We start from the raw sequence: 15,324 nt of genomic DNA, 5'->3' as shown, positions 1-15,324 counted from the left end.
GTTCAGATTTAGCGTTTAGCCAATTGCTCGGCCACTAGGAACGCTAATTCAAGTGATTGCATGTGGTTCAGGCGCGGGTCGCAAACTGATTCGTAGCGCTCCTCGAGGCTCGCCTCATCGATCATTTCAGAACCACCGAGACACTCGGCGACGTCATCACCGGTTAGTTCAACGTGAACACCACCAGGATAGGTTCCGGCTGCCTTGTGCACCTCGAAGAAGCCACTGACTTCATCCATGACATCGTCAAAACGACGTGACTTGTAGCCGTTCTTAGTGGTGATTCCGTTACCGTGCATTGGGTCTGTGATCCAAAGCGGGTTGGCTTCAGAGTCACGAACAGCTTCAACCAGCTTAGGAAGTTCATCGCGAATCTTGCCAGCGCCCATGCGGGTAATGAAGGTCAAACGACCAGGCTCACGGTTTGGGTCAAGGCGTTCGATTAGCTCGATTACATCTTCAACCTGAGTAGTTGGGCCCAGCTTCACACCAATCGGGTTGCGAACACGTGAAAGGTAATCAACGTGAGCGTGATCCATCTGGCGAGTGCGCTCACCAATCCAAATAAAGTGACCAGAGGTCATGTATGGGTTACCAGTGCGTGAATCAATTCGAGTCAACGGGCGCTCGTAATCCATCAGCAGACCCTCGTGACTCACGTAGAACTCAGTGGTTCTAAGCTCGTTGAAATCTGCACCACAGGCGGCCATGAACTTGATCGCACGGTCAATTTCTTGGGCCAGCGAAAGGTAACGCTCATTCGCAGGGTTGTTGGCAAAACCACGGTTCCACTCGTGCACTGAGCGAAGGTCTGCGAAACCACCCTGGGTGAAGGCTCGGATAAGGTTCAAAGTCGATGCCGAGGTGTTGTAAGCCTTGACCATGCGTTTTGGATCTGGAACGCGCGCCTCAGAGGTGAAGTCATAACCGTTGATGATGTCGCCACGGAACGCTGGCAAAGTTACATCGCCACGGGTTTCAAAGTCGCTCGAGCGCGGCTTAGCAAACTGACCAGCCATGCGACCCATTTTGATGACCGGCATCGATGCACCGTAGGTCAAAACCACTGCCATTTGAAGCAGCGTCTTTACTCGGTTGCGAATTCGATCTGCCGTTGCGTCAACGAAAGTTTCAGCACAGTCACCACCCTGAAGCAAGAATGCTTTGCCAGAAGCGGCGTCGGCTAGACGTGAACGCAAGATGTCTACTTCACCTGCGAAGACCAATGGTGGCAGGGTGGCAAGTTCAGCGCGCACCTCAGCCACTGCTGCCGCGTCAGGCCACGAAGGCTGCTGCGCTGCAGGCAGGCTTAGATAGTTGTCGAGTCCGGCGAGAACTGCTGGATCCGCTGCAACTACTGGTTCGTTCATTTTGCTACTTCCTACCTAGCGAGACGAGCTCGTTTTTCTTTGACTGAGGATGCGTAAGCATCTACATATTCTTGACCGCTGAGTTTCTGCAACTCGTACATGATTTCGTCGGTGACTGCGCGAAGCACAATTCGGTCACCCTCCATGCCGTCAAAACGTGAAAAATCAAGAGGTTTGCCAACCACAATGCCGATGCGACGAATCTTCGGCAAACGTTGCCCAATCGGCTGAACCTTTTCAGTGTCAATCATTGCAACTGGGATGATGGGAACTTTTGCCTCAAGCACCATGCGAGCGATTCCGGTACGACCTCGGTAGAGGCGTCCATCCGGGCTTCTGGTTCCTTCAGGATAGATACCCAAAACTTGCCCTTGGCTTAGAACTTTAAGGCCGGTGTTCAGTGACGCCTCGGATGCCTTGCCTCCGGAACGGTCGATCGGAAGCTGGCCAGTTGATTTGAAGAACCAACGAACCAGGGCACCCTTTATGCCCTTGCCAGTGAAGTACTCACTCTTGGCAAGAAACACTACCGGGCGACGGCTCTGAAGAGGCAAGAAAATAGAGTCTGAAAACGACAGGTGATTGCTGGCCAAGATAGCCGCGCCTGAAGTTGGAATGTTCTCCATTCCACGAACCCAAGGACGAAACAAAACCCTGAGCAAGGGGCCGAGCACGAAGGTCTTCAAAATGAAATACGCCACGTTTTACTCCCTTCCCTGGTAAGTCATCGAAAGCCTAGTTTATCGGTCTGAAAATGCGACTCGGGCGAGGTCGGCTGCGCCAACCACACCGGCATCATTTACAAAATTTGCCGTCACAATTTCAAGCTCCGGGCGGTAGCCGGCAGCTGGCATGTGCTTTCGGTATGCCTCGCGAATTGATCCAAGCAGCAATTCGCCGGCTGAACTCACTCCGCCGCCAATGACAACGATCTCTGGGTCTAGCACAGCGCTCAGAGACGCAATCGCCTGACCAGTCCAAGAACCAACATCGGCAAGTAGACCAAGTGCACCTTCGTCACCTTCGGTGATTGCCTGATAAACCTGAGCACCGGTCAACTCGCCAGCCTCTGCCTGAAGTTCGGCCAAGCGCTTACCTGCTGGGTCTCCAGAGGCAGCCAATTCTCGAGCTGTTCTAACCAAGGCTGTTCCAGAAGCATATGATTCGATGCAACCCTTTTGCCCACAACCACATGGGATGCCATCGGGTACAACGCGCAGATGTCCCAGCTCTCCAGCTACACCAAAGCCGCCTCGAAGCATGCGTCCGTCAACAATTACTGCTCCACCCACGCCAGTGCCAAGAGTCAGCATCACCATGTGCTGATAGCCGCGGCCTGCTCCGAAGCGATACTCTGCCCAGGCGGCAGCATTCGCATCGTTTTCAACGATCACAGGAAGGTCGAGTTGAGCTTCGATTTCAGTTTTGAGCGGAAAGTTCTTCCAACCAAAGTTGGTTCCGTAAATAACCGAAGATTGCTGCGCATCGATGAAGCCAGCCATAGCCACACCAACACCCAAAACTGACTGCCCATCGCGAAGTTCCTGAATGACACCAACGACAGCTTTGACCAATTCTGCAGGGTCACTGGTTGGGGTTGGCACGCGGGTCTCTTTTAGAATTTGGCCATTTTCAGCCACCAGAGCGCCAGCAATTTTGGTTCCACCGATGTCGATTCCAATCGCGTGCATATTCACCTCTGTTACTTGGCGCCGATTCTTCACTGACGCAGTTTGACAATCGTTCAAGTTTACCTGTCACACCAACCAATTTTGAGAAGAAAAACCCGCGAAAATTGGGGCTAAAGGCAAGTAGAGTTATCAAAATGCCTTTACCTCGGGAGAGCCAATGAAGACTTACGACGTAGCCCCGCTAATCGTTTCCGATGAAACTGAGAACATCACTGATCTCTTAGCAAATCGTGCTTCGCAAACTCCAAATCACGCACTTTACGCGCGAGAACTTACTCCCGGCACCTGGACTAATGTTTCGGCGGCAGACTTTCAAGCTGAAGTAGTTTCGGTGGCCAAAGGCCTTATTGCTGCTGGCATTCAGGCCGGTCAAACCGTAGCAATTATGAGTCGCACTCGATACGAGTGGACTGTTCTTGATTTTGCTATCTGGTACGCAGGCGCAATTCCAGTGCCGGTTTATGAATCTTCAGCACCAAGCCAGATTGAGTGGATTCTTTCTGACTCTGACTGCGTCGCATTTTTCGGTGAAACCGAAGAAATCCTTGCTCGATTTGAAGAAATCAAGAGCCACACTCCCCTGTGCCGTCTTTCATGGACCATCGAGGGTGGTGACATCGACAAAATCAAGCAACTTGGTAAAACTGTCGATGACGCGACCATTCAGACCCGCCGCAAGTCATCCAAGTTGTCTGACCTCGCCACAATTATTTACACGTCGGGCACCACCGGTCGCCCAAAGGGCTGCGAACTAACCCATCGCGGATTCGTTGAGTTGAGCAAAAACGCAACTCTTGACCTGGCCGAAGTTGTAAACCCGAAACACAGCACACTTTTGTTCATTCCACTGGCTCACGTATTCGCAAGATTCATCGAGGTGCTTTGTGTGCACGGTGGTGTTCGAGTAGGGCACCAACCTGACTCACGCAATGTCGGCGAAGCGATGGTTAGCTTCAAGCCAGATTTTCTTTTGGCAGTACCTCGTGTTTTCGAAAAGGTCTACAACTCGGCTGAGCAAAAGGCTGAGGCTGCCGGCAAGGGCAAGATATTCCGCAAGGCCGCGTATACAGCCATTGCTTATTCCAAGGCTCTAGACACCCCTAAGGGGCCGTCGCTCGGCCTCAAAATTCAGCACAAGCTATTTGACGTGCTGGTATACAAAAAGCTCCGTGCAGCCATGGGTGGCAAGGTTCGCTACGCGGTTTCTGGTGGTGCACCTCTAGGTCCTCGTCTGGGTCACTTCTTCAGAGCAATTGGCTTGGTCGTACTCGAGGGTTACGGACTAACCGAAACTACTGCCCCTGCCATTATCGGCCGACCACACAACCTCAAAATCGGCAAGGTGGGTCGAATGCTACCGGGCACTGGAATCAAAATTGCCGAGGATGGCGAGATTTGGCTCCGCGGCATCAACATCATGCGAGGTTATTGGCGAAACCCTGAGGCCACCGCAGCAGCGATGGATGGCGAGTGGTTCAAAACCGGAGACATCGGTGAACTTGATGAAGATGGTTTCTTGAGCATCACTGGCCGAAAGAAAGAATTGATCGTGACTGCAGGTGGCAAAAATGTTGCTCCCACACTGCTGGAAGACCCGATTCGAGCGAACCCGCTTATCGGTCAAGTAGTTGTAGTTGGCGACCAAAAACCATTCGTGGCCGCGCTGGTCTCGCTCGATGCCGACATGCTTCCGATTTGGCTTAGCAACCACGGATTAGACAAATCTATGACCATTGCCCAAGCCGCTAAAGAACCGGCAGTGTTGGCTGAAATTCAGACCGCAATTGATCGAGCGAACAAAAATTTCTCGAAAGCCGAGTCGATTAGAAAATTCATCGTTCTAGATCGTGAACTAAACGAAGATTCAGGGCACTTGACTCCGTCGCTAAAAATTAAACGAGAGTCTGTGATGCGTGACTTTGGCCCAGCCCTCGATGAGATTTATAACTCAGGGCCGGCAACCTCAGAGACTAAAGCGATCTAGTCACTTCAAGAACCAATCGGTAGCGCGAAGGTTCTTCATAGCCGAGCGACGCTCTTCAGGCTCTAGCCTGTCAAGGTAAACCAATCCGTCGAGGTGGTCGCATTCGTGCTGCAAAGCCTGAGCCATCAAGCCATTGCCGCTGAGTTCGACTTTGTTTCCATCTAGGTCGATGCCTACTGCTCTAGCGAATTGAAATCTTGGGGTCCTGTGCCACAGACCTGGAACTGACAAGCACCCTTCGTCTACCAAGATTTTCTCACCACTTAGTTCGGTAATTTCGGGGTTAATTAGGTACCCGACTTTTCCGTTCACGTTGTAGCTAAATGCTCGGATGTTCACGCCAATTTGAGGTGCAGCTACTCCAGCGCGGCCAGGCAATTGAGTGGTTTCGAGTAGGTCAGCAATCAGAGCTTTGATCTTGTCGTCAATTACTTGAACTGGATCTGAAACCGTCTTGAGTACAGGGTCGCCGAACAGGCGAATTTCTCTTACTGCCACGATTATTTAGCTAGGGCTGTTAAGTGCATCTACAACAAGTGCGGCAAGCTCACGAGCTGCCTCTTGGGTGCCCTTCTTCAGGTCTTTGAACTTGATTACTGAGCCGGCAGCAAGAGCTGGGTCATAAGGGATTCTCACAACGTTGCGAACACGAGTCTTGAAATGCTGTTCAATCTCATCAAGTTTCACCAGTTGAGTTGCCTGGGTTGCAGTGTTGAGAGCCACGATTGAGTTGCGAACCAAGTCACCATAGCCATTTGCCTCAAGCCAGGTAAGAGTCTCAGAAGCAAGGCGCGCTTCGTCAACTGAACCCCCAGAAACAATAACTAGACCGTTTGCTCGCTGAAGGGTCGGGCGCATAACCGAGTGAACGATACCAGTACCGCAGTCAGTCAAGACAATTGAGTAGTAACGAGCCGCCATGTCAGCAACAACGTTGTAATCACCCTCGTCGAATGCTTCTGAAAGCATTGGGTCAGAGTCTGAAGCAAGAACATCCAAGCGGGTTGCATCGCGTGAAACCATTGTCGAAAAGTCGGTGAAACCATCAATTGCAGCCGCTCGGTTCACTACGTCACGAACAGTGAAGCGGGTTGACTTGCTCACTCGCTCCGCCAAAGTACCGCGGTCAGGGTTTGCGTCAATTGCAATAACTCGGTCTTCGCGAGACAGAGCCAAGGCCATACCTAGAAGCGTGCTCACAGTGGTCTTGCCAACGCCACCCTTACGAGTAAGAACCGGCACAAAGCGCGCGCCACCTTCAAGCACAGCGCCAATTCGCGCGTCAACGGCCTTGCGTTCACGAACCTTAAGCGAGTCGCCTAGGTTGATGGTTTTTAAGGTCAAGAAATAGATAAATCGGCGCAGACCAGATTCTGGTGCCGGGCGGTTTCGAGCTGAAACGTCGATAAGTCGCTCTGCGGTCAACATGGCGGCAGGTTCTGGCTGATCGAAAATCTCGCCACGAAGACTGTCACGACGCGAATAATTTGAACGTCGGGTGGCGTTTGGGTCAACTACTTCAACTTCGCGAGTGAATTTTGGTTCTTCAGTCACGATCTCAATAGACGAAGTACTCGGGGTTACATCGATCGAACCAGCATCAACTGCAATCTCAGCCAGTGAGTGAGTGCGTTCAGTTTGCTCATCTTCAGCCGAGCGCGGAGCCAAGAAATCTCCTAGACCGTCTTCTGGCTTATTTCCTGAAAATGACAAATCAAACTCCTAGTTTTTGAGCGCACAAACGAACATGCGAGCCTTGCTAGTCTACCGACTTGCTAAAACTCGAGCGAATTTTTCTAAGCTTCGACAACCAAAATTAGGTCGCCAGCATCTACTGCCTGAGTCTTTGAAACAGCCAAACGCTTGACCGTTCCTGACGCACTGGCTGTAATGGTGGCTTCCATCTTCATAGCTTCAATGGTTGCAACCGGCTGCCCAACCTCAACATGGGTGCCCTCAACAACTGAAAGAGTCACGACACCCGCAAATGGTGCAGCCACATGACCGAGGTTCGCTGCATCAGCTTTCTCAGCCTGAACAGCATCAACGGCAACCTTACGGTCACGAATGTTGATTGGGCGCAACTGGCCATTTAGGGTCGCCATAACTGTGCGGAAACCCTTGGCATCTGGAGTACCGATGGCTTCGAGACCAACATAGATCTGAACACCCTTGCCAATCTGAACCACGTGCTCTGCACCGGCTTCAAGCCCGTAGAGGTAATCAACGGTGTCGATCTGATCGAGGTTGCCGAAAGATTCCTGTGACTTCAAGAACTCAGCCGTTGGGGCTGGGAACAAAAGTCGGTTCAGAGTCGAACGGCGCAAAGCTGAACTTTCACCCTGAAGGGCTGCAAGATCTTCGGCATTCACCGGAGTAATACCAAACTTTAGATTCTTACCCTGAAGTACCTTGGTGCGGAATGGCTCTGGCCATCCACCCGGCAGGTCGCCAAGCTCGCCAGCCATAAAGCCGACAACTGAGTCTGGAACATCGTAGTTTTGTGGGTTTTCAGCAAAATCTGCTGGATCAGCATTTACTGCCACCAGGTGAAGCGCCAAGTCGCCAACAACCTTCGATGACGGAGTCACCTTGGTTGGACGACCCAAGATTTCATTGGCAGAGGCATACATGTTCTCAACTTTTTCAAACTGGTCACCCAAGCCAAGCGCAATTGCCTGCTGGCGAAGGTTTGAAAGCTGACCACCCGGAATCTCGTGGTGATAGACACGACCGGTTGGGCCTGGCAAACCTGACTCAAACGGCGCGTAAACCTTGCGAACAGCCTCCCAGTATGGCTCTAGTTCGGCAACGGCTGCCAGTGGAATGCCACTGTCGCGTTCGGTGTGAGCAAGTGCGGCAACTAGAGCAGACATTGATGGCTGGCTGGTTGTTCCAGCCATAGGAGCAGAGGCAACGTCAACAGCGTCAACACCGACACCAATTGCCGCCATCAGAGTCGCCAGCTGGCCACCAGCGGTGTCGTGAGTGTGAAGGTGAACCGGAAGGTCAAAGCGTTCACGCAGGGCCTTCACAAGCTTCTCAGCGGCGGCTGGGCGCAAAAGACCAGCCATGTCCTTGATAGCGATGATGTGGGCACCAGCGGCAACAATTTGCTCAGCTAGGTTCAGGTAGTAATCCAGGGTGTAAAGCTTCTCTTCTGGATCAAGAAGGTCAGCGGTGTAGCAAAGTGCAACTTCAGCTACAGCGGTGCCAGTCTTCAACACTGCATCAATTGCCGGCTTCATCTGGTCAACATCGTTCAATGCGTCAAAGATACGGAAGATGTCTACACCGGTTGCAGCAGCCTCGGCCACGAACGCTTCGGTAACCTCAGTCGGATACGGCGTGTAACCAACGGTGTTTCGGCCACGAAGCAACATCTGAATACAAAGGTTTGGCATAGCCTCTCGCAATGCCGCTAGACGCTGCCAAGGGTCTTCGCCCAAAAAGCGAAGGGCTACGTCATAAGTGGCGCCACCCCAGGCTTCAACTGAGAGCAACTGCGGGGTTAGGCGTGCCACGTGAGGTGCAACCTGAACCAGGTCACGACCGCGCACACGTGTAGCCAAAAGTGACTGGTGCGCATCGCGGAAAGTAGTTTCGGTGATTGCGACGGTGCTCTGGTTACGGAGCGCCTTGGCAAAGCCTGCAGGACCAAGTTCTAGCAATCGCTGGCGCGACCCCGCTGGGGCTGGCACCGAAAGGTCAATCTTTGGCAACTTCAGGTTCGGAGTCACATGACCGGCACGTGGTCCATTCGGCTGGTTTACCGTTACATCGGCCAACCACGACAAAATCTTGGTGCCTCGGTCTTGGGAAGGCTTGGCAGTGAATAGCTCAGGGTGCTCGTCGATGAACGAGGTGCTTAGATCACCGGTCTCAAAAATTGGGTCGGCAAGCACTGCCTGCATGAATGCAATGTTGGTAGAAACACCACGGATGCGGAATTCGGCGAGCGCACGCTTGGCGCGGGTCACAGCTGATTTGAAGTCGCGACCAGTAGCAATCATCTTTACCAGCATTGAGTCAAAGTGAGGGCTTACCTCGGCACCGGTTGAAACTGTTCCGCCATCCAGACGGATACCAGCACCACCAGGTGAGCGGTAAGTGGTGATCTTGCCGGTGTCTGGGCGGAATCCCTGCGATGGGTCTTCGGTGGTGATTCGACACTGAACGGCGAAACCGTGCATCTGAATCTTGTCCTGGGTAAGGCCAAGCTCAGGCAAGCTCTCTCCCGATGCGATGCGCATCTGGCTCTGCACGAGGTCGACATCCGTGATTTCTTCGGTAACAGTGTGCTCAACCTGAATGCGAGGGTTCATCTCGATGAATACGTGCTTGCCAGCGTTTGCGCCAACTGTGTCGATTAGAAACTCGACGGTACCGGCATTCTGGTAGCCGATCTGCTGTGCGAATGACACGGCATCGCGATAAAGGGTTTGGCGCAGTTCTTCATCGATTAGCGGCGCAGGCGCAATCTCGACAACCTTCTGGTTACGTCGCTGAATTGAGCAGTCGCGCTCGAACAGGTGAACAACATTGCCGTGGGTGTCGGCAAGTATCTGAACTTCAATGTGACGCGGGCGAATGACTGCCTGCTCAAGGAATACGCGAGGGTCGCCAAACGCGCTCTCGGCTTCACGAGACGCTTCAACCAGCGCTGCGCGCAAATCTGCCTGTGCAGCCACGCGACGCATTCCGCGACCGCCACCACCAGCAACGGCCTTTACGAAGATCGGAAAACCAATTTCTTCAGCGTGGCCAAGCAACTCGTCAACATCTGATGATGATGGTGAAGATTTGAGAACAGGGACGCCGGCACGAATGGCTGCCTCTTTGGCGATTACCTTGTTACCGGCCATCTCTAGTACGTCTGATGATGGACCAATGAAGGTGATGCCGTTAGCTTTGGCAGCCTCAGCAAGCTCTGGGTTCTCTGAAAGAAAACCGTATCCCGGGTAAATTGCGTCAGCACCTGATTCAAGTGCCACACGGATAATTTCAGATACATCGAGGTAGGCACGAACCGGGTGGCCTACTGTTCCAATCTGATAAGCCTCGTCAGCTTTTAGACGGTGAGTAGAGTTGCGGTCTTCATAAGGGAAAACAGCAACAGTCTTCGCTCCGAGCTCATAGGCAGCACGAAAAGCACGTACCGCAATTTCGCCTCGGTTGGCGACCAGAATCTTCTTGAACATTGGTTCCTCAAGCGTCGTATTAGCGAACATGGATGCATGGCGCTCTAAATAAAAAGGTAGCCTATTTATGTGCATGTACTTAGCGTTAGCTCCCTAAAGGGAGGCGTCGGCAAGACCACCGTTTCTCTTGGTCTAGCTTCTGCTGCTTTTGCCCGCGGTCTCAGAACCTTGGTCGTTGACCTTGATCCTCAGTGCGATGCGTCTACAGGCCTAGGCGCCATCGGGGAATTCAGAAAAACCGTTGCCGATGTTCTCCAAAGCCCTCGGCACAACATTGTGCACCAGTCAATCGTATCGAGTAGTTGGGGCAAAGTTCGGTCTGGTCACATAGATGTAATGTTAGGCAGCCCGAAGGCGCTCAACTTTGACACCCCGAATCCAACCATCCGTGATGTTTGGAAACTCGAAGAAGCTCTAAGTCGCGTCGAAGATGAATACGACTTGGTAATTATCGACACTCCCCCTTCAATCAACGGCTTGACCCGAACCGCCTGGGTTGCCAGTGACCGCGTTTTGATTGTTTCTGAGCCTTCGATCTTTTCTGTGGTGGCAGCCGAACGCGCCATGCGTGCAATTGATGAGCTTCGCCGAGGCCTTACCCCGCGTCTTCAGGCACTCGGTGTAGTTATCAACCGACTTCGACCAAAGTCAAAAGAACACGAGTTCCGCGCCAATGAACTTTCGGACATGTTTGGCGAAAACTTACTGAAAGTTCGCCTTGAAGAACGAGCCACTATTCAGCAAGCTCAAGGTGCTGCTCGCCCGATTCACACCTGGCCAGGCGATATCGCCGCCGAAACGGCACAGGTTTTCGACCAGGTTCTTGAAGCTGCTCTTGACTCATTTAGCGACTCGATTGGCAAGCGCTCCGGAAAATCTGAAAAGAAAAACGCGCTTTCAAGAATTAGAAGAGGCCAAAGTCTTGAGAAAGTCTTGGCAACTGCCACTCAGATCGAGGGGTCTGAACCAGCTCAGGCTTATGTTCCGCTGGTAAACCCAGAATCAGAGTCAGCCGTTGACATAGACATCACAGAACAATCTGATATTGATTCAATGGATAAAGAATCACTTGAAAACTCAGACGATGCTTTTGCGCAACTGCGCAGTCAATTTGAGCAGCTCAAAAATGAGCAACTAGGCGACTAAACAGCCTTGCGAACCTGTCGACGAGCTGCCAGCTCATCGAGGTCGTCAATGTGGTTTTCTTTCATGTTGACCAAGCTGGCCTCAACCTCGCGAAGCACACGTCCAACGGCAATTCCAAATACACCTTGACCGCGACCTAGAAGGTCCATCACTTCGTCTTGAGTTGTGCAGAGGTAAACGCGAGCACCGTCAGACATCAAGGTGATCTCGGCCAAGTCATTGATTCCAGCGGCGCGAAGCTGGTCTACAGCGATACGAATCTGCTGCAGAGAAACACCAGTGTCTAGCAGGCGCTTAACAAGCTTTAGAACCAAGATGTCGCGGAATGCATAAAGGCGTTGGCTACCAGAACCAGCAGCACCCCGCACGCTTGGCTGAACTAGACCGGTACGGTCCCAGTAATCCAACTGGCGATAGCTGATGCCGCAGGCAGAAGCCGCAGAAGTTCCACGATATCCAACCTTTGGGTCGCTCGATGGCAAACCGTCGGTGAACAGCATGTTTTGCGAATAGTCAATCTGAGTGCCAGATTCTTGGTCAGACATCCAGGCTCCTCTCAGATTTTCTAACGTTCAAGTACAGGTTTAATTCTTGCCCTGTTTTGACACTTAGCTCTGTTAATTAAGACCTTCGGCGTGTCGCCAGATATGACGCGGATTTAGGCGTCGAATTTGCCAATTACCGACCGAATAATTTCAGATCGAATTGACGCAAACTGATTCTCGATTTCAGCTGCGTAGTGAGCCGCTCTTGAACGACTTGCGGTGTCATTTTTGCTAAGCACTGGGGCAACTACGCCCTCGATGATTCCGATTTCGCGATCGGCAGATGCCTTTAGACCGCGAAGGTGACGAGGTGCAATTCCGAAGCGCTGCAGGTGCATGATTGCCTTTGCTATCTCTACCTCTGAGCCGTCAAAGGGTTCTTGCCCAAGCAGCGAGACATCCTGGGCTTCTGCAATTAGAGCGTCGGTAATGGCAGTTTCAGCAATTAGTTCAATGCGGCTGAACTTCTTCAAGCGCCCTTGACGCAAATGCTGGCTGTTGACCTGGCCACTCGGAAGGCTCGGTTGTTTACCGGCGTCTAAATCGGCAAGGTAAGTACGAATTACCTTGAGCGGTAGGTATTGGTCACGCTGCAACTCAAGAATGATCTGAATTCGCTCGACATCAAGGTCTGTGAATTTACGATAACCCGAAGCCGTGCGCTGCGGAGAGACCAAACCCTGCTCTTCAAGAAAGCGAAGTTTTGAAGGGGTCAAGTCTGGAAAATTCGGGCTTAGAACTGACAGCACATGACCGATGTTGTAAAGCTTTACCGGTCTGGCCGCAAAAAGATTCGTTGTTGCGGGCTGAGCCATTAGCTAACCTGCGGAAGATCTGATCTTGATGCGTAGTAAGTCATACGGAACTTACCTACCTGTACCTCTGAGCCGTCCTCGAGGTCGGCGATGTCGATACGGGCACCTTGGTAATAAGTTCCGTTTAGCGACCCGAGGTCTACAACACGAAAACCCTTGCCGTTGCGAATGAATTCTGAGTGACGGCGAGAAACAGTTACGTCATCCAAGAAGATATCTGCATTCGGGTGACGCCCAACAGTGGTTCGATCTTGGTCAAGCAAGAATCTAGAACCCTCATCAGGGCCGCGTTTTACGATAAGTAGCGCCGAACCAGATGGCAGAGCCGCAATAGCTGCTGCAGCCTCGCTGCTGACCTGAGGACCAAGATCTGCAATTAGGTCGTCGTTGAAACGAAGGGTTGACTGCACTTCATCTGGCGAGCCCCCAAAGCCCGATTCTGCAAAATTCATTCTTGTCTCCTCCCGACTAGATTACTGGAATATTCTCTCGGTCATTTCTGACAACTTGAATAGCTTGGCGCACGTAAACGTAGCCAGCCCACCAGTACAAACCAACGCCCCAAAGCGCAAACGCCCAGGCAAGTGGCAATAGCCAAGCCACTGCCTCCCAGATCTCAGCCATGAGCAAAAGCGGGAACGCGTAGAGCAACGAGAAGGTCGCAACCTTACCCAGATAATGCACCGGAAGCGGACCGTATCCGTGGGTTGCAAGCACCGGATAAACAATCGCCAACATCAAATCACGGCCGATGATTACCAAGGTCAGCCAAACAGGGATGATGCCTGCTATAGCAAGCCCAACCAGCGTGGAGAAAATATAAAGTCGATCGGCTGCTGGGTCGAGCAACTGCCCCAAGCGCGTTACCTGGTTCCATTTTCTTGCGAAGTACCCATCCAGATAATCGGTGAGACTTGCCAATGCCAAAACCAGGATGGCAATTTCGAAATGGCGCGATATTAACTGAATCAAAAAAACCGGAACAAGCGCCAAACGAAGAAGGCTCAGCAAGTTAGGCAGTGTTGCAAACTGCTGCCTCATTGATAACCCCGATTGAATAGACATGTTTTTATGAACGCTTGCGCTTCTCTCTCACGCGCATGCCAACTTCAATTGGCGTGCCTTCGAAACCGTAAGTCTCACGAAGGCGGCGCTGAATGAATCGACGGTAACCGGCATCCAAGAACCCGGTGGTGAAGAGAACAAACTTTGGCGGACGGCTGCTTGCCTGAGTTGCGAATAGGATTCGAGGCTGCTTGCCACCGCGAACTGGGTGCGGAGTTTCCATAGCCAGCTCTTGAACAAAGGCATTCAGCTTGCCAGTGGCAATGCGCTGATCCCATGAGTCCAAGGCAACTTCAAGCGCCGGAACCAACTTTTCTAGGTGACGACCAGTCTTGGCCGAGATGTTAACTCGTGGCGCCCAATCAACGTGCGCCAGGTCTTGCTCGATTTCACGCTCGAGATAGCGGCGACGTTCGTCGTCAAGTTCATCCCATTTGTTGAAAGCGAGAACCAATGCTCGACCAGATTCAAGCGCCATATCGACAATGCGAATATCGGCTTCACTGATTGGCTGAGTTACGTCGAACAAGACCACAGCTACTTCAGCGCGTTCAAGAGCTGCAGCAGTGCGAAGCGATGCATAGAAGTCTGCACCAGTGGTTAGGTGAACGCGACGTCGAATACCAGCTGTGTCAACAAAGCGCCAGATTTTGCCACCAAGTTCGACCTGCTCATCGATCGGGTCACGGGTGGTTCCAGCGAGATCGTTGACCACGGCTCGTTCTGAGCCCACTGCTTTGTTTAGAAGCGATGACTTGCCAACATTAGGTCGGCCGATCAGCGCTACGCGACGAGGGCCACCGAACTCTTCTTTGGCAACCGCTGAGACTTTTGGCAACACTGCCATCGCAGCGTCGAGCATGTCAGCCACGCCTCGACCATGAAGTGCTGAAACTGGCCAAGGCTCGCCGAGTCCGAGGCTCCACAGTGAAGCAACTTCTGGTTCCTGGCGAGCATCGTCAATCTTGTTTCCGATGAGAACTACTGGTTTTCCAGAGGCTCGAAGCATTTTTACAACGCGCTCGTCTGTGCTCGTAGCGCCAACCATGGCGTCGACAACAAACAAGACTGCGTCAGCAAGTTCGACTGCAATTTCTGCCTGAAGGGCTACCGAGCGGTCGATGCCTTTGGCATCAGGCTCCCAGCCACCGGTGTCAACCAGGGTGAACTTTCTGTCGTTCCACTCAGCTTTATAAGAAATGCGGTCACGAGTAACACCCGGCTTGTCTTCTACAACAGCCTCGCGGCGACCGAGAATTCGGTTGACCAGAGCTGATTTACCCACGTTTGGTCGACCAACGATGGCCAACACTGGGAGGGCAGGAAGGTAGCGAGGGCCCTCATCCAGGTCAAGCTCGGTGTCAATGACGCTGAAGTCTTCGTCATCAAGGTCGTAGTCTTCAAGCCCTGATCGCAAAACGCGAACACGGTTGTTCTCTTCATCGGTGCTCATGGCTTGCAAACGTTCTACGAACTCAGGGTTCGCAGGCACGTCGCCAAATTCTTC

Annotated in this window: 12 protein-coding genes and 1 pseudogene; 2 read left to right on the top strand and 11 right to left on the bottom strand. The window is 52.3% G+C overall.

Annotation, left to right across the window (positions count from 1 at the left end; all coding sequences use genetic code 11):
• Positions 1–8: 8 nt before the first annotated feature.
• The 3 genes from Q0L26_RS00145 to Q0L26_RS00135 are packed head-to-tail and all read right to left on the bottom strand — an operon-like array spanning position 9 to position 3,061.
• Positions 9–1,370, bottom strand: coding sequence for a class II 3-deoxy-7-phosphoheptulonate synthase (locus tag Q0L26_RS00145; protein WP_296645818.1), 1,362 nt, complete (start codon positions 1,368–1,370; stop codon positions 9–11).
• A gap of 11 nt (positions 1,371–1,381) precedes the next feature.
• Entirely contained in the window at positions 1,382–2,071 is a 690-nt protein-coding gene (locus Q0L26_RS00140) for a lysophospholipid acyltransferase family protein (protein WP_296645815.1), read from the bottom strand.
• Between the two features lie 39 nt (positions 2,072–2,110).
• Entirely contained in the window at positions 2,111–3,061 is a 951-nt protein-coding gene (locus Q0L26_RS00135; protein ID WP_296645813.1) for an ROK family glucokinase, read from the bottom strand.
• Between the two features lie 157 nt (positions 3,062–3,218).
• Between Q0L26_RS00135 and Q0L26_RS00130 the strand changes: the two genes are divergently transcribed.
• Positions 3,219–5,045: an AMP-dependent synthetase/ligase gene (locus Q0L26_RS00130; protein WP_296645806.1), complete on the top strand. Its 1,827-nt coding sequence runs from the start codon at positions 3,219–3,221 to the stop codon at positions 5,043–5,045.
• Here Q0L26_RS00130 and def read toward each other — a convergent pair whose 3' ends face one another.
• The 3 genes from def to Q0L26_RS00115 all read right to left on the bottom strand — a co-directional run bounded on the left by def (position 5,046) and on the right by Q0L26_RS00115 (position 10,246).
• Complete coding sequence (gene def, locus Q0L26_RS00125) at positions 5,046–5,543, bottom strand: peptide deformylase (RefSeq protein ID WP_296645804.1); 498 nt, start codon at positions 5,541–5,543, stop codon at positions 5,046–5,048.
• Between the two features lie 6 nt (positions 5,544–5,549).
• The gene (locus Q0L26_RS00120) at positions 5,550–6,758 is read right to left on the bottom strand and encodes a MinD/ParA family protein (RefSeq protein ID WP_296645801.1); all 1,209 of its coding nucleotides are present in this window, start codon (positions 6,756–6,758) and stop codon (positions 5,550–5,552) included.
• A gap of 83 nt (positions 6,759–6,841) precedes the next feature.
• Complete coding sequence (locus Q0L26_RS00115) at positions 6,842–10,246, bottom strand: pyruvate carboxylase (protein ID WP_296645799.1); 3,405 nt, start codon at positions 10,244–10,246, stop codon at positions 6,842–6,844.
• Positions 10,247–10,315: 69 nt separating this feature from the next.
• Between Q0L26_RS00115 and Q0L26_RS00110 the strand changes: the two are divergent.
• Positions 10,316–11,074: pseudogene (locus Q0L26_RS00110) on the top strand (ParA family protein); the annotation flags it as partial.
• A 314-nt stretch (positions 11,075–11,388) separates the two neighbouring features.
• On the opposite strand, the gene Q0L26_RS00105 reads toward Q0L26_RS00110, so the two are convergent.
• From Q0L26_RS00105 to der, 5 genes are all read right to left on the bottom strand, one after another.
• Positions 11,389–11,937: a MerR family transcriptional regulator gene (locus tag Q0L26_RS00105; RefSeq protein WP_296645797.1), complete on the bottom strand. Its 549-nt coding sequence runs from the start codon at positions 11,935–11,937 to the stop codon at positions 11,389–11,391.
• 113 nt (positions 11,938–12,050) lie between these two features.
• Complete coding sequence (locus Q0L26_RS00100; RefSeq protein ID WP_296645795.1) at positions 12,051–12,752, bottom strand: MerR family transcriptional regulator; 702 nt, start codon at positions 12,750–12,752, stop codon at positions 12,051–12,053.
• The gene (locus Q0L26_RS00095) at positions 12,752–13,204 is read right to left on the bottom strand and encodes an FHA domain-containing protein (RefSeq protein ID WP_296645793.1); all 453 of its coding nucleotides are present in this window, start codon (positions 13,202–13,204) and stop codon (positions 12,752–12,754) included. The genes Q0L26_RS00100 and Q0L26_RS00095 overlap by 1 nt, the downstream gene beginning before the upstream one ends.
• 16 nt (positions 13,205–13,220) lie before the next feature.
• Positions 13,221–13,817 carry a CDP-alcohol phosphatidyltransferase family protein gene (locus Q0L26_RS00090; RefSeq protein WP_296645790.1) on the bottom strand — a complete coding sequence of 199 codons (597 nt, stop codon included), beginning with the start codon at positions 13,815–13,817 and terminating at the stop codon, positions 13,221–13,223.
• A gap of 4 nt (positions 13,818–13,821) precedes the next feature.
• Positions 13,822–15,270, bottom strand: a complete 1,449-nt coding sequence (der, locus tag Q0L26_RS00085; RefSeq protein WP_296646703.1) for a ribosome biogenesis GTPase Der — start codon at positions 15,268–15,270, stop codon at positions 13,822–13,824.
• Between the last annotated feature and the right edge of the window lie 54 nt (positions 15,271–15,324).

The organism is Rhodoluna sp., from assembly GCF_024641065.1.
Lineage (GTDB): Bacteria > Actinomycetota > Actinomycetes > Actinomycetales > Microbacteriaceae > Rhodoluna.
Note: the sequence above shows the minus strand (reverse complement) of the source record. Positions and strands in the feature narration are given on the sequence as shown.

Excerpts from the sequence above, each read along its gene's own strand:
- Q0L26_RS00145 (WP_296645818.1), bottom strand. The coding sequence starts at position 1,370 with ATGAACGAACCAGTAGTTGCAGCGGATCCAGCAGTTCTCGCCGGACTC.
- Q0L26_RS00135 (WP_296645813.1), bottom strand. The coding sequence starts at position 3,061 with ATGCACGCGATTGGAATCGACATCGGTGGAACCAAAATTGCTGGCGCT.
- Q0L26_RS00130 (WP_296645806.1), top strand. The coding sequence starts at position 3,219 with ATGAAGACTTACGACGTAGCCCCGCTAATCGTTTCCGATGAAACTGAG.
- Q0L26_RS00115 (WP_296645799.1), bottom strand. The coding sequence starts at position 10,246 with ATGTTCAAGAAGATTCTGGTCGCCAACCGAGGCGAAATTGCGGTACGT.
- Q0L26_RS00105 (WP_296645797.1), bottom strand. The coding sequence starts at position 11,937 with ATGTCTGACCAAGAATCTGGCACTCAGATTGACTATTCGCAAAACATG.
- Q0L26_RS00100 (WP_296645795.1), bottom strand. The coding sequence starts at position 12,752 with ATGGCTCAGCCCGCAACAACGAATCTTTTTGCGGCCAGACCGGTAAAG.
- Q0L26_RS00095 (WP_296645793.1), bottom strand. The coding sequence starts at position 13,204 with ATGAATTTTGCAGAATCGGGCTTTGGGGGCTCGCCAGATGAAGTGCAG.
- Q0L26_RS00090 (WP_296645790.1), bottom strand. The coding sequence starts at position 13,817 with ATGTCTATTCAATCGGGGTTATCAATGAGGCAGCAGTTTGCAACACTG.
- der (WP_296646703.1), bottom strand. The coding sequence starts at position 15,270 with ATGAGCACCGATGAAGAGAACAACCGTGTTCGCGTTTTGCGATCAGGG.